Origin of the sequence: Peptostreptococcus stomatis DSM 17678, from assembly GCF_000147675.1 — a bacterium.
In the GTDB taxonomy this organism is placed as follows: Bacteria; Bacillota; Clostridia; order Peptostreptococcales; family Peptostreptococcaceae; genus Peptostreptococcus; species Peptostreptococcus stomatis.
In genome coordinates, this window is record NZ_ADGQ01000021.1 from 1 (window position 1) to 217 (window position 217).

1 protein-coding gene is annotated in these 217 nt (G+C 36.4%); it reads right to left on the minus strand.

Annotated features, from left to right (window positions below; genetic code table 11):
- On the minus strand, nt 1–217 hold a 217-nt coding region (locus HMPREF0634_RS02080), incomplete at both ends, for a transposase family protein (RefSeq protein WP_165480182.1).

The window sequence follows — 217 nt, forward strand, 5'->3', positions numbered from 1 at the left end:
ATTCTGGCAACACTACTAGGAGATACACAGTGTTCTCTTGCAATTAAGTCCATTGACTTAGTCTCACATAGGTTTAAAACTATAGACCTTTTAACATCATTCGATATGAAGCACCCCTTATCTACGATAGGCGTTTTGGCCATAAATGTTGACTCACAATGCTTACAGAAAAACCTCTGCTTTTTAACCATTAATATCATTGGGTTTGTATTGATCC